The sequence below is a fragment of the Streptomyces sp. NPDC054866 genome, from assembly GCF_053610745.1.
The window spans coordinates 160,895-174,270 of record NZ_JBSGZA010000001.1 but is presented as its reverse complement, the minus strand read 5'-3'; the positions used below and the strand labels follow the sequence as shown (position 1 = coordinate 174,270).

Here is a 13,376-nt window from a genome sequence, read left to right as displayed (position 1 = left end):
TGTTGTCCGGCCGCTCACCAACCGTCGGGGGCTAGCCCTTGTTGCTCGGTTCCTTCTGGCGCTTTTCCACCGGGCCCCGCCGCACCGCACCCGGCGCGTTCCACTCCGAGCGCTTCCGTGCCCGCTTCTTCGCGGCCTCGGAGGAGTCGAGCTGGTAGGGGACGGACGTCACCATCACGCCGGGGGTGAAGAGCAGCCGGCCCTTGAGGCGCAGCGCGCTCTGGTTGTGCAGCAGGTGCTCGTACCAGTGGCCCACCACGTACTCCGGGATGATCACACTGACCACGTCGCGCGGGCTCTCCCGGCGCAGGTTCTTCACGTACTCGATGATCGGCCGGGTGATCTCGCGGTAGGGCGAGTCGAGGATCTTCAGCGGGACGGTCAGGCCGCGCCGCTCCCACTCGGCTCTGAGGGCCTTGGTCTCCGCCGGGTCGACGTTGATGCTCAGCGCTTCGAGCGTGTCCGAGCGCATCAGCTTGGCGTAGGCAAGGGCGCGCAGCGTCGGCCGGTGGATCTTGGAGACCAGGACGATGGAGTGCACGCGCGAGGGGCGCACGCTGTCGTCGGAGGGGGTCTCCGGGGCGGCGATCTCCTCGGCCACGCGGTCGTAGTGACGGCGGATCGCCGACATCGTCGCGTAGAAGATCACCATGCCGAGCAGCGCGACCCACGCGCCGTGCGTGAACTTCGTGACGAGTACGACGATCAGGACGAGGCCCGTGAAGAAGGCGCCGAAGGTGTTGATCGCCCGCGAGCGGAGCATGTGGCGCCGCTTGGCCTGGTCCTTCTCCTTGCTCAGATGGCGGTTCCAGTGCCGGACCATGCCGATCTGGCTGAGCGTGAACGAGACGAAGACGCCGACGATGTAGAGCTGGATCAGCTTCGTCGAGTCCGCGCCGTAGATCCCGACGAGCAGGGCCGCGGCGCCCGCCAGCAGCACGATCCCGTTGGAGAAGGCGAGCCGGTCGCCGCGGGTGTGCAGCTGGCGCGGCAGGTAGCGGTCCTGCGCGAGGATCGAGCCGAGCAGCGGGAAGCCGTTGTACGCCGTGTTGGCCGCGAGGAACAGGACAAGCGCGGTGGCGGCGGCCAGGACGATGAAGAGGAAGCTGCCGCTGCCGAAGACGGCCTCGGCGACCTGGGAGATCACCGGGTTCTGGACGTAGTCGGCGCCGACCGACGCACCGTTGTGGAAGAGGTCCTTGGCCGGGTTCTCGGCCATCCTGACCTTGGTCAGCATGGCGAGCGCGATGATGCCGCAGAACATGGTGACGGCGAGGGCGCCCATCAGGGCCAGGGTGCTCGCCGCGTTCTTGCTCTTGGGCTTGCGGAAGGCCGGGACGCCGTTGCTGATCGCCTCGACGCCGGTCAGCGCGGCACAGCCGGAGGAGAAGGCCCTCAGGAGCAGGAAGACCAGGGCGAAGCCCGCGAGGCCCTGGTGCTCGGGCTTGATCTCGTAGTCCGCGGTGGGCGCCTTCATCGTCTCGTCGAGGACGATGCCCCGGAAGGCACCCCACGCGATCATGAGGAAGACGCCGACCACGAAGACGTACGTCGGGATGGCGAAGAGCTTCCCGGACTCCTTCACGCCGCGCAGGTTCATCAGCGTCAGGAGCACGATGACGGCGACCGCACAGAGCACCTTGTGCTCGACGACGAACGGGATCGCCGAGCCGAGGTTCTCGATGCCCGAGGAGATCGACACCGCCACGGTCAGGACGTAGTCGACGAGCAGCGCGCTCGCGACGGTGAGCCCGGCCTTGGGGCCGAGGTTGGTGTTGGCGACCTCGTAGTCGCCGCCACCACTCGGGTAGGCGTGCACGTTCTGCCGGTACGACGCGACGACGGTGAACATCAGCACGACGACCGCGACGGCGATCCAAGGGCTGAAGTGGTACGCCGACACACCCGCGATCGAGAGGACTAGGAGCACTTCCCCCGGCGCATAGGCCACGGAGGAGAGCGGGTCGGACGCGAACACGGGTAGAGCGATGCGCTTCGGCAGGAGGGTTTCTCCGAGCCGGTCGCTGCGCAGTGCGCGCCCGATGAGGATCCGTTTGGGCACGTCGGTCAGTTTGGACACGCAGAGGATCGTAAGCGTTCGAATGGGTGCCCGCCCACCCACCACCCCCTAAGCGCGCCGGTTAGCCACGACGCGCCGCCCCGGGCTCCGCCCAATGCCCGGAAAGCGGACGCCCGTCGGCGGCCAGCGGTGCTTCCGGTACGTCCCGGGCCCCGTGCGTGCCGTACCGCTCGGCCACCCGCTGCTCGGCGCGGCGGATCGCGCGGGACGGCCACCAGGTGGCGCGCCCGAGGAGCAGCAGCGCCGCCGGCAGGATCATGATGCGGATCACGAACGCGTCGAGCAGGACGGCCGCCGCGAGGACGAAGCCCATCTGCTTCATCTCCAGGATGTGCAGCATCACGAAGCTCGCGAAGACGGTGACCATGACGATCGCGGCGCTGGTGACGACCTTGGCCGACGAGCTGATGCCCTCGATGACGGCCTGCCGGGTGGGTACGCCGTTCAGCGCGGCCTCCCGGATCCGGCTGACCACGAACACCTGGTAGTCCATCGAGAGCCCGAAGAGGATCACGAAGAGGAAGAGCGGCACCCGCGACGAGATCCCGCCGAGCGAGATGAACGAGAGCAGTTCCTCGGCCCACTTCCCCTGGAAGACCAGGACGAGCAGTCCGAGCGCGGACGCGGCGGAGAGCAGGTTGAGCACGATGCCGAGCAGTCCGAGGACGATCGAGCGGAACGCGAAGACCGTCATGGCGAAGGTCATGAGGAGCAGGAAGCCGAGGACGAGCGGCAGCTTCTGGTTCTGGTGCTCCACGTAGTCGGTGCCGCGCGGCACCTCGCCGGTGACGGCCGTCTCGACGCCGGGCAGCTTGCCGACGGTCGCGGGGAGATGGTCGTGGCGGAGGTGGTCGAGCGAGGCTTCGGCCTTCTCGGAGTACGTCGGGTGCGGGGTGTTGAGCTCCAGGGTGGTGGTCCTCCGGTCCTCCGAGGAGCGCAGGATCGGCGCACCTGAGGGGTGCGAGAAGAGCGGGTCGGTCTGCGCCTGGCGGTCAAGATCCCGCAGGGCATCGCGCACTTCGGCGGCCTGCGAGGCCTCGGCCCGTACGACGACCAGGTGCCGGACGCGCTGCTCCGGGAAGGCTTCGAGCAGCCTGTCGTACCCCTTCATCGCCTCGATCTCGCGCGAGAAGCTGTCACGCGCCGGGTTCTTGAGGTTCATGTCCAGTGCGGGCAGGGCGAGTCCCACCATGGCGAGGACCGCGAGGCACAGGGTGAGCGCGGGGCGCTTGCGGGCGGGCGCGAGCAGGGCGTTCCAGGCGCGGCCCGGCTCCTTCTCGCCGTACGTCCTGCGGACCGTCTTGCCCTGCGCGAGACGCTTGGCGGCGCGGCGCTCACTGCGGCGGCCGAGCTTGACGAGGAGCGCGGGCAGTACGGTCACGGAGCTGACCACGGCCACGGCGACCACCAGGATGGTGCCGGTGGCGAGGGAGTCGAAGATCACGTCACGCGCCAGGAAGAGCGCGGTGGTGGAGACGATCACGGCGAGGCCGGAGACCACGATGGCGCGGCCAGCCGTCGCGGCGGCAGCCTCGACCAGGGCCTCGGAGGTGAGGCGGCCGCCCGCGCGGGCCCGCTCCTCCCGTTCGCGCTTGAGGTAGAAGAGCGTGTAGTCGACGCCGACGGCCATGCCGATGAGCAGGATCATGCTCATCCCGACGCCGGTGTCGGGCAGCAGGTGCGAGGCCAGCATCGCGAGGCCCATCGTCGCCATGATCGAGGTGACGGCGAGCAGCAGCGGTACGCCGACCATGACGACCGAGCCGAAGACCACGGCGAGCGTGATCAGCGTGATGGGCAGCGTGATCGCCTCGGAGAACTGCAGGTCCTTGTTGCGCTGGTCGTCGACGCCCTTGCTCACGGAGGCGTCACCGGTCTCCTCGATCACCAGGCCCGGGTGAGCCTTCGCGGCCTCCTCGGTCTGGGCCTGGAGCGGGGGCACCGTCTCCTGGTCCTCCTGCTCGGAGCCGTTGAGCTCCACCTGGACCCGCAGGACCCGCCCGTCGGCGGACGGCACCGGCGCCGCCACCGAGGCGACCTCCGGCAGCGACTTCATCCGGGCGGTGATGTCCTTGACGGCGGCATCGGCGGCCTTCGCGTCGAGCGGCCCCGACTCGGCGCGGATCAGCACCTGTTCCGTGGGCCGCAGCTGGACACCGCCCTCGGTCGCCAGGGCCTCGGCGCGGCCGGCCTCCCCGACGCGGAAGTCCTCCGACGTCGCGCTGTTCATGCCGGCGGCTATACCGCCCCCCAGGCAGAGCACCACGAACACCAGCCAGCCGATGACCGCGCGCCCTGGATGCAGCGCGCTCCATCTCGCCACCCGCACCGTTACCGATCCCTTACTCATACCGTCCCCACCCCTTCGTCCTTCATGTGTAAGTGGAGGCTGACAGGTGTAGGAGCAGGCCGTCAACTGTCATTCGAAGGGAAGGGAGGCAGATTGACGCCGTTTCCCGTCATGCGTAAGTTTTGGCTGACAGGTTTCGGGACCAGCGCGAAGGCGGGCCATGGACAGCGAAGAGCTGCTCGCCTTCCTCTCCGCCGTCGGCCACGCCCAGCGGATCCGGATCATCACCGAGCTCGCCCCGGGACAGCTGTACGTCAGCGAACTCGCGCGGCGGCTCGGCGTCTCCCGGCCCTTGCTCTACATGCACCTCGACCGTCTGGAGAAGGCCGGTCTCGTCGTCGGCCGCCTGGAACTCTCCGATGACGGCAAGGCACTCAAGTACTTCGAACTGACGCCGTTCGACGTGCGATTGAACGTGGACACGATCCTCGCGGCCGTCCGGCAGGACGCGTCCGGCGAAGGCGGACAGCACTCACCAGAGGGGTCTTAATGGACGACGTGATCATCCCGGTCGCCTTCTTCCTGATACTCGCGGGCGCGGTCGTGGCCGTCGCCTACTTCCAGTCGCAGCGCAACCGCGAGCGCGACCGCCAGTGGGCCGAGGCGATGGAGCAGTACCGCGAGGTCGTCGAGCGCGCCAGGTCGGAGCAGGAGGCGGCGCGGCTGCAGCTCGTCGAGATGGACTACCGGCTCAAGTCCGTCGAGAGCCTGCTGCGCAGCGTGGACTGAGCCCGTGCCGGGTCCGTGCACCGGTAGGTGCACGGGGGTGCCATCCGCGGACCGTGCGTGTGTAGCTTGGGCGTCGGTCTGAGACGCTTTTACCGTTCAGCCTGAGCAAAAAGTATTGACACAGCCGGAAGGACGGGCGTGCACATCGTCATCATGGGCTGCGGGAGAGTCGGATCCGCTCTCGCGCAAACCCTGGAACAACAGGGGCACACGGTCGCCGTGATCGACCAGGACCCCACCGCCTTCCGCCGTCTGGGCTCCGGCTTCGGCGGCCGTCGCGTCACCGGCATCGGCTTCGACCAGGACACCCTGCGCGAGGCCGGCATCGAGGAAGCGGGCGCCTTCGCCGCGGTCAGTAGCGGCGACAACTCGAACATCATCGCCGCCCGGGTGGCCCGCGAGATGTTCGGCATCGAGAACGTCGCGGCCCGCATCTACGACCCGCGTCGCGCCGAGGTCTACCAGCGCCTCGGCATCCCCACCGTCGCCACGGTCCGCTGGACCGCCGACCAGATGCTGCGCAGGCTGCTGCCCTCCGGGGCCGAGCCGCTGTGGCGCGACCCCACCGGCGGCGTACAGCTCGCCGAGGTGCACGCGTCCGCGTCCTGGATCGGCCACAAGATCAGTGAGCTCCAGGAGGAGACCGGCGTGCGCGTGGCCTTCCTCACCCGGCTGGGCGAGGCGGTCCTTCCGACCTCGCAGACGGTGCTCCAGGAGGGCGACCTGGTGCACGTGATGATGCGCACCGACGAGGTCGAGAAGGTCGAAGCGGCGTTCGCCGAAGGCCCCGAGGAAGGCGGTCACTGATGAGGGTCGCCATTGCCGGAGCAGGCGCGGTGGGACGTTCCATCGCCGGTGAGCTCCTGGAGAACGGGCACGAGATTCTGCTCATCGACAAGGCGCCGACCGCCATCTCGGTCGAGCGCGTGCCGCAGGCCGAGTGGCTGCTCGCCGACGCCTGCGAGATCACCTCGCTCGACGAGGCGGCGCTCCAGCGCTGCAACGTGGTGATCGCCGCGACCGGCGACGACAAGGTCAACCTCGTCGTCTCGCTGCTCGCGAAGACCGAGTACGGCGTCCCGCGGGTCGTCGCCCGCGTGAACAACCCCAAGAACGAATGGCTCTTCAACGAGTCCTGGGGCGTCGACGTCGCGGTCTCCACCCCCCGTCTGATGTCCGCGCTCGTCGAGGAGGCCGTCAGCGTCGGTGATCTCGTACGCCTGCTGCGCTTCAGTCACGGTGACGCGAACCTCGTCGAGCTGACCCTGCCGCCCGAGTCGGCGCTCGCGGGCACGCAGGTCGGCGACGTCCAGTGGCCCGAGGACACCTCGCTGGTGACGATCATCCGCGGCACGCGGGTGCTGGCGCCGACGCCCGACGATTCCCTGGAGGCGGGTGACGAGCTCCTCTTCGTGGCGGCGCAGGCGCGCGAGGAGCAGCTGGAGGACCTGCTGTCGGTCCGCAGGGAGGACGTGGCGGGCTGACGCGCGCTGCTTGTACGCCGATGGGGGCGCCCGGGATGTCCCGGGCGCCCCCATCGGGCTGCTGAGCCCCTATCGGGCTGCTAGACCTCGCGACTGGCGGCGGCCTTGCGCTCTTCCTCGGCCTTCTCCGCGGCCTCCATCTCGGCGAACACGTCGATGGGCGGCGGAGCCTTCGCGAGGAAGACCCAGGTCAGCCAGACGGCGAGCAGGAACGGCGGGATCTTCAGGGCGATCAGGACCCAGCCGAACTGGGTCGTGTCGGCCCACCAGTAGAGCGGGAAGAGGATCGCGCACTTGGCGAGCAGGATCAGGCCCCAGGCCCAACTGGCCTTTGTGTACGCCTTCTTGCGGCCCGGGTTGCGGGTCCGCCAGGAGAGGTTCTCCTTGAAGACCGGGCCGAGGATCAGGCCGATCAGCGGGACACCCGCGACGGCCGTGATGATGTAGGCGAGGGCGAGGCCCAGGGTGTAGAGCATGCCCGGCAGATAGAAGTCCTTGGCGTTGCCGGTCATCATCGCGAAGACCACGCCGAAGGCGACACCGAAGACGCCGCTGAAGGCGTGCTTGACGGTGTCCTTCATGACCAGGCGGACCGCCACGAGCACCAGGGACACCACGAGGGCCGCGATGGCCGACATGTGCAGGTCCTTGTTGATCGTGAAGATGGTCACGAAGAGCAGGCCGGGCAGAACGGTCTCCACCAGACCCCGCACGCCGCCGAAGGCCTCGAAGAGCGCGGCCTCGGTCACGGCCCTGGAATCGTCTTCCTGATCCGTGGTTCCCTGGTCCGTCGGCTTGTCGAGGGACGTCACCGGCTACTCCCGTCCGAGGGGTCTGAGTTCGTATTTCGGGTTGAAGAGCACCCGGCGGCCCCGGCTCATCGAGACCCGGCCGGACGCGATCAGTCTGCGCCCCGGCTCTATCCCCACGATGGAGCGCCGGCCGAGCCACACCACGTCCAGTGCCGCGGAGCCGTCGAACAGCTCCGCCTCCAGGGCGGGGACGCCGGCGCGTGGTCGCAGGGTGACCGTGCGCAAGGTACCAGTAACCGTGACTATCTGGCGGTCGTGGCAGTCTCCGATGCGGGTGCACCCCGCCGTCTCGGCGTCCTCGCGCAGCTCCTCCGACTCCAGATCCTCCTGGGAGGAGGACAGCCGGTCGAGCATGCGCCGGAAACGGCCTGCCGGCTTCTCGGAACCAGGAACAGCACTCATACAGGAAGCGTACCGGGGGTCGCCGACAGCGCCGCAATGGGTGCGCTCATCTGTGCTTATGCCCGCTCAGCCCGACCCCGACCCTTGACTCATCGCTCGAACCTGTAACCCATTCCCGGCTCGGTGATGAAGTGCCGCGGATGCGCCGGGTCCGCCTCCAGCTTGCGGCGCAGCTGCGCCATGTAGACGCGCAGGTAGTTCGTCTCCGTACCGTACGAAGGGCCCCACACCTCCTGGAGCAGCTGCTTCTGGCTGACCAGTCGCCCGGTGTTGCGCACCAGGACTTCGAGGAGATGCCACTCGGTGGGCGTCAGGCGTACGTCGCGCCCGTCGCGGTTGACCTTCTTGGCGGCCAGGTCGACCGTGAAGTGCTCCGTGTCCACCATCACGTCGTCCTCCCCCGCTCCGGTGGGCTCCGCCCTGCGGATGGAGGCCCGGAGCCGGGCCAGGAGCTCGTCCATGCCGAAGGGCTTGGTGACGTAGTCGTCGGCGCCCGCGTCGAGCGCCTCGACCTTCTCGTCCGAGCTGTGCCGCGCGGAGAGCACCAGGATCGGGACGCGCGTCCAGCCGCGCAGGCCCCTGATGACCTCGACTCCGTCCATGTCGGGCAGGCCGAGGTCGAGCACGATCACGTCGGGGTGGCGAGCGGCGGCGAGCTGGAGCGCGGTGGCCCCGTCCGGGGCCGCGTCCACGTCGTACTTGCGCGCCTTCAGGTTGATCACGAGGGCGCGTACGATCTGCGGCTCGTCGTCGACCACGAGCACCCGGGTCATGCGTACCTGCCTTTCGGGCTTGTCAGTTGTGGCCGTCTCGGTGGTCATGAGGCGGCCTGGGCGGAGAGGTCCGGCAGGGCCTGCGGTCCGCCCGCCGCCGCCCGCAGGGTGAGGACCATGGTGAGGCCGCCGCCGGGGGTGTCCTCGGCCTCCAGCGTGCCGCCCATGGACTCGACGAAGCCGCGTGCGACCGCGAGGCCGAGGCCCACGCCCGCGCCGCGCGGAGCGTCACCGTAGCGCTGAAACGGTTCGAAGATGCGGTCCTTGGCTCCATCCGGGACGCCGGGGCCGCGGTCCACGACGCGCAGTTCGACGCGGTCACCGAGCGTGCTCGCGGAGACCAGGACCGGTTCGGCGTCGAGGCTGTACTTGACCGCGTTCTCGACGATGTTGGCGACCGCGCGCTCCAGGAGGCCCTTGTCGACGGAGACCATGGGCAGCGTCTCGGGGATGTCGAGGTCCGCGCTGCCGTCGGGGACGCCGCCGAGGGCCATCGGGACGACCTCGTCGAGGTCGATCGCGCGGATCAGCGGGGTGACGGTGCCGGTCTGCAGGCGGGACATGTCCAGGAGGTTGCCGACCAGGTGGTCGAGGCGGTCGGCGCCGTCCTCGATGCCTTCGAGGAGCTCGGCCTGGTCCTCCTCCGACCAGGCCACGTCGTCGGAGCGCAGGGACGAGACGGCGGCCTTGATGCCCGCGAGTGGCGTACGCAGGTCATGGCTGACGGCGGCGAGCAGCGCGGTACGGATGCGGTTGCCCTCGGCGAGGGTGCGGGCCTGCTGTGCCTCGTCCCGCAGGCGCTGGCGGTCCAGGACCACGGCGGCCTGCGCGGCGAACGCGGCGAGCACTCGGCGGTCCTCCGCGGGCAGCACCCGGCCGGACAGGGCGAGCGCCATGTGGTCGCCGACCGGCATGTCCACGTCCGCGTCCTCGGGGCGGTCGAGCATGCGGCCCTCGCCGACCCGGCCCGCGCAGGTCCAGGGGGCGACGTCGCTCGCCCGCTCCAGGAGGGCCACCGAGTCCATGCTGAAGGTCTCGCGCACCCGTTCCAGGAGCGCGTCGAGCGAGGTCTCGCCGCGCAGCACGCTGCCGGCGAGGAAGGAGAGTATCTCCGACTCCGCGCGCAGCCTGGCGGCCTGGTGGGTGCGGCGGGCGGCGAGATCCACGACGGAGGCGACGGAGATGGCGACGCCCACGAAGACGATGATCGCCACGATGTTCTTGGAGTCGGAGATCGTCCACAGGTGCAGCGGCGGCGTGAAGTAGTAGTTCAGGAGCAGCGAGCCGAACGCCGCCGACGCAAGGGCCGGAAGGAGACCGCCGAGCAGTGCGGCGGCGACGGTGAGCGTCAGGAACAGCAGCATGTCGTTGGCGAGCCCCAGGTCCGCGTCGACATGGGTCAGGAGGAGCGTCAGGAGCGCCGGGCCGCCCACGCCCACCAGCCAGCCCCAGATGCTCCGGGACCGCCCGAGCCGTGCCCCGCGCGCCACGGGCAGGCCGCGGCCCTTGGCGACCTCGTCATGCGTGACGATGTGGACGTCCAGGTCGGGTCCCGAATCGCGGGCCACCGTCGCGCCGACGCCGGGCCCGAAGACGTACTGCCAGGTCTTGCGGCGCGAGGAGCCGAGGACGATCTGGGTGGCGTTCACGCCGCGGGCGAAGTCGAGCAGCGCGGCCGGTATGTCGTCACCGATGACGTGGTGGAAGGTGCCACCCAGGTCCTCCACGAGGGTGCGCTGGACCGCGAGTTCCTTCGGCGAGGCGGCGGTCAGGCCGTCGCTGCGGGCAATGTAGACGGCGAGGATCTCGCTGCCGGAGCCCTTGGCGGCCATCCGCGACGCACGGCGGATCAGCGTGCGGCCCTCGGGGCCGCCGGTGAGGCCGACGGCGATGCGCTCACGGGCCTGCCAGGTGGAGCGGATGTCGTGCTCGCCGCGGTACTGCTGGAGGTACTCGTCGACCCGGTCGGCGACCCACAGCAGCGCGAGCTCGCGCAGGGCGGTGAGGTTGCCGGGCCGGAAGTAGTTGGACAGGGCCGCGTCGACCCGGTCGGGCTTGTAGATGTTGCCGTGCGCCATGCGGCGGCGCAGCGCCTGCGGCGACATGTCGACGAGCTCGATCTGGTCCGCGCGCCGCACCACTTCGTCCGGCACGGTCTCGCGCTGGCGTACGCCGGTGATCGACTCGACGACGTCGCCGAGGGACTCCAGGTGCTGGATGTTCACGGTCGATACGACGTCGATGCCGGCGGCGAGTAGCTCCTCGACGTCCTGCCAGCGCTTGGCGTTGCGGGAGCCGGGGACGTTCGTGTGCGCCAGTTCGTCCACGAGGGCGACGGCGGGGGCGCGCTCCAGGACGGCGTCGACATCCATCTCGGTGAAGAGGGTGCCGCGGTAGTCGAGCTCCTTGCGGGACACCTGCTCCAGGCCATGCAGCATCACCTCGGTGCGCGGCCTGTCGTGGTGTTCCACGAAGGCCACGACGCAGTCGGTGCCGCGCTCGATGCGGCGGTGCGCCTCGGACAGCATCGCGTACGTCTTGCCGACGCCCGGTGCCGAACCGAGGTATATCCGAAGCTTGCCGCGTGCCATGGCCCCATTGTCTTCCCGAAACTGCTGTGTACGCAGCGTCGACCTTACGGCCAACATTTCCCGCATATCGGGCGAGGGTGCGCGGGAGGGCGCTCTTTGACGCAACCCTGATGGGGCGGGCCGCGGGGGGGCAGCGTTCGACGACGGGGCGGGCCGCGGGGGTCAGCGTTCGACGATCTCGCCGTCGCTCAGCTCCAGGACCCGGTCGGCGAGGTCCAGCAGTGCCGCGTCGTGCGTCGCGACCAGTGCGGTGACGCCCTCGCCGCGGACGACGGCACGCAGCAGCTCCATCACGGCGAGCCCGGTCTCGGCGTCCAGCTGTCCGGTGGGCTCGTCCGCGATGAGCAAGGAGGGCTTGTTGGCGAGCGCGCGGGCGATCGCCACGCGCTGCTGCTGTCCTCCGGAGAGCTCGCCGGGCCGCTGCTCGGCGTGGTCGGCGAGGCCGACGAGTGCGAGCAGCAGCGCGACGCGCTCCTCACGCGCGCGGGGATCGGTCTTCCGGAGCCGAAGGGGTACGCCGACGTTCTCGGCGGCGGTGAGGATCGGGATGAGGCCGAAGGACTGGAAGATGAAGCCGACGTGGTCGCGGCGCAGTTCCAGGAGGCCGTCCTCGCCGAGTCCCGCGAGTTCCAGCCCTTCGACGGTGATCTTCCCCGTGTCGGGGGTGTCGAGTCCGCCGACGAGGTTGAGCAGCGTGGTCTTGCCGGATCCCGAGCGCCCCTTGAGGGCGACCAGTTCACCGCGCGGGACGGTGAAGGAGACGCCGCGCAGGGCGTGCACGGCGGACGCGCCACTGCCGTAGGTGCGGTGCAGGTCCTCGACGACGACCGCGCTCTCGGTCATGTCCACTCCCCCGTACGGTCCTGCCCGGCCGGGCGCCAGTATGGTCACCGCGCGCCCGGCCGAACAAGGGCCGTTTCAGCTGGGGTTGTCGGCGTGGGTCAGGGTCTCCCAGGCGACGAACAGGTTGTTGGAACCCGCCGGGCGCTTCTGCTCGGTGAGCTTCTGGGTGTTGGTCATGGCGTGGCCGAGGCGGTTGTGGAGCGCGTTGTAGCCGACCTCGGTGACCGGCCCGAGGCCCCGGTGGACCGAGCCGCCGCAGAGCGAGCTCGGCGGGGCCTCGCCCAGTTCGTACTTGGCCTGGAAACCGAGGCCCTGGCGCAGCCGCTCGCCGACGTCCGTCCTGTAGAGGTCCTCGCCCTGGATGCGGCTGGTCTCGGCGACATGGGAGATCGCGGAGAGTCCGTACCCGGTGTGGGTGAAGTCGCGGCACGTCTCCTGGGTGAGCCCGGTGGTGAAGGTGCCCTGCCCCTGCCAGTACTTGACGATCTTCGCGCGGGTGTCGAGGTTCTGGCTCGGCACGGTCTTCGGCAGCTCACCGTCGGAGGCGAGATAGACGTACGCGGCGGTACGTGTGCGGAACTTCGCCATCGCCTTGTCGTACGACCCCTTGTCCTCGATGAAGACGGAGATGCCGATAGCGGCCTCCATCATCGACAGCTCCCAGTTGCCGTTGGAGTTGGAGCCGTTGATGATCTCGGGCAGGTAGACGTTGCGCAGCATGGTCGCGAAGCGGCCCGAGTTGCCCCAACTGCCGTTGTACGTGTGCTTGATGATCTCGGCGGCCCTGGGCCAGGACGATCCCGCCCAGCCGGTCTGCAGGGGGGCGTTGCTGTTGGTGTGGTCCTTGATGGTGCCGGACCAGGCGTCCATCAGCTCGATGGACTTCTTCGCGTAGCGGTCGTCGCGGGTGATGTACCAGGCGAGTGCCGTGGTGTACGCGGCTATCGCGTCCTCGCGCTCGTCGGTGCAGCCGTGGTTGGGGTCGGAATAGGAGCCGCACTCGACGACCGCGCGGGGCTTGGGCGTGCGCGAGAGGGAGGCGTACTTACTCCCCATCATCTGGTCATAGGCGCCCTTCCAGGGCTGGGCGCCGGCGTTGACCTTCTCCCTGGCGAAGTCCAACTGCCCGCGGGAGACGGTGACTCCGGGGTGGGTGAAGGTGCTGGGCGCGGCGTCGGCGCGTTCGGCGCCGGGCCAGGCGAGGAGGGCGGCGACCAGGGCGGTCACCACGGAGGCGAGGGTCGCGAGGACTGCCGTGCGGGGTCTGCGGTGGTGGCGCACGGGTGTGGGGGTGTCAGCCATGCGAAGGGCC

Annotated in this window: 12 protein-coding genes; 4 read left to right on the top strand and 8 right to left on the bottom strand. The window is 69.5% G+C overall.

What is annotated here, in order from left to right:
* Window positions 1-31: 31 nt before the first annotated feature.
* Window positions 32-2,080, bottom strand: coding sequence for an APC family permease (locus ACWGI2_RS00705; protein WP_453692790.1), 2,049 nt, complete (start codon window positions 2,078-2,080; stop codon window positions 32-34).
* Window positions 2,081-2,141: 61 nt separating this feature from the next.
* Window positions 2,142-4,430: an MMPL family transporter gene (locus ACWGI2_RS00700; protein ID WP_453692788.1), complete on the bottom strand. Its 2,289-nt coding sequence runs from the start codon at window positions 4,428-4,430 to the stop codon at window positions 2,142-2,144.
* Between the two features lie 160 nt (window positions 4,431-4,590).
* On the opposite strand from ACWGI2_RS00700, the gene ACWGI2_RS00695 reads away from it, so the two are divergent.
* The 4 genes from ACWGI2_RS00695 to ACWGI2_RS00680 all read left to right on the top strand — a co-directional run bounded on the left by ACWGI2_RS00695 (window position 4,591) and on the right by ACWGI2_RS00680 (window position 6,643).
* Window positions 4,591-4,920 carry an ArsR/SmtB family transcription factor gene (locus ACWGI2_RS00695; protein ID WP_453393917.1) on the top strand — a complete coding sequence of 110 codons (330 nt, stop codon included), beginning with the start codon at window positions 4,591-4,593 and terminating at the stop codon, window positions 4,918-4,920.
* Complete coding sequence (locus tag ACWGI2_RS00690; protein ID WP_453692786.1) at window positions 4,920-5,159, top strand: hypothetical protein; 240 nt, start codon at window positions 4,920-4,922, stop codon at window positions 5,157-5,159. Before ACWGI2_RS00695 ends, ACWGI2_RS00690 begins: the two co-directional genes overlap by 1 nt.
* A gap of 138 nt (window positions 5,160-5,297) precedes the next feature.
* On the top strand, window positions 5,298-5,966 hold the full coding sequence (locus ACWGI2_RS00685; protein WP_160507676.1) for a potassium channel family protein: 669 nt from the start codon (window positions 5,298-5,300) through the stop codon (window positions 5,964-5,966).
* Window positions 5,966-6,643, top strand: a complete 678-nt coding sequence (locus ACWGI2_RS00680; RefSeq protein ID WP_190082442.1) for a potassium channel family protein — start codon at window positions 5,966-5,968, stop codon at window positions 6,641-6,643. The genes ACWGI2_RS00685 and ACWGI2_RS00680 overlap by 1 nt, the downstream gene beginning before the upstream one ends.
* Window positions 6,644-6,723: 80 nt before the next feature.
* Here the strand turns inward: ACWGI2_RS00680 and ACWGI2_RS00675 are convergent, their stop codons facing one another.
* The 6 genes from ACWGI2_RS00675 to ACWGI2_RS00650 all read right to left on the bottom strand — a co-directional run bounded on the left by ACWGI2_RS00675 (window position 6,724) and on the right by ACWGI2_RS00650 (window position 13,366).
* Window positions 6,724-7,455, bottom strand: coding sequence for a DUF3159 domain-containing protein (locus tag ACWGI2_RS00675; protein ID WP_453692784.1), 732 nt, complete (start codon window positions 7,453-7,455; stop codon window positions 6,724-6,726).
* A gap of 3 nt (window positions 7,456-7,458) precedes the next feature.
* Window positions 7,459-7,857 carry an OB-fold nucleic acid binding domain-containing protein gene (locus tag ACWGI2_RS00670; protein WP_249587256.1) on the bottom strand — a complete coding sequence of 133 codons (399 nt, stop codon included), beginning with the start codon at window positions 7,855-7,857 and terminating at the stop codon, window positions 7,459-7,461.
* 89 nt (window positions 7,858-7,946) lie between these two features.
* Window positions 7,947-8,630: a response regulator gene (locus tag ACWGI2_RS00665; protein ID WP_160507672.1), complete on the bottom strand. Its 684-nt coding sequence runs from the start codon at window positions 8,628-8,630 to the stop codon at window positions 7,947-7,949.
* Between the two features lie 44 nt (window positions 8,631-8,674).
* Complete coding sequence (locus tag ACWGI2_RS00660) at window positions 8,675-11,221, bottom strand: ATP-binding protein (RefSeq protein WP_453692782.1); 2,547 nt, start codon at window positions 11,219-11,221, stop codon at window positions 8,675-8,677.
* 162 nt (window positions 11,222-11,383) lie between these two features.
* The gene (locus ACWGI2_RS00655; protein ID WP_453692781.1) at window positions 11,384-12,064 is read right to left on the bottom strand and encodes an ABC transporter ATP-binding protein; all 681 of its coding nucleotides are present in this window, start codon (window positions 12,062-12,064) and stop codon (window positions 11,384-11,386) included.
* Window positions 12,065-12,139: 75 nt separating this feature from the next.
* Window positions 12,140-13,366, bottom strand: coding sequence for an alginate lyase family protein (locus ACWGI2_RS00650; protein ID WP_453692779.1), 1,227 nt, complete (start codon window positions 13,364-13,366; stop codon window positions 12,140-12,142).
* Window positions 13,367-13,376 lie beyond the last annotated feature (10 nt).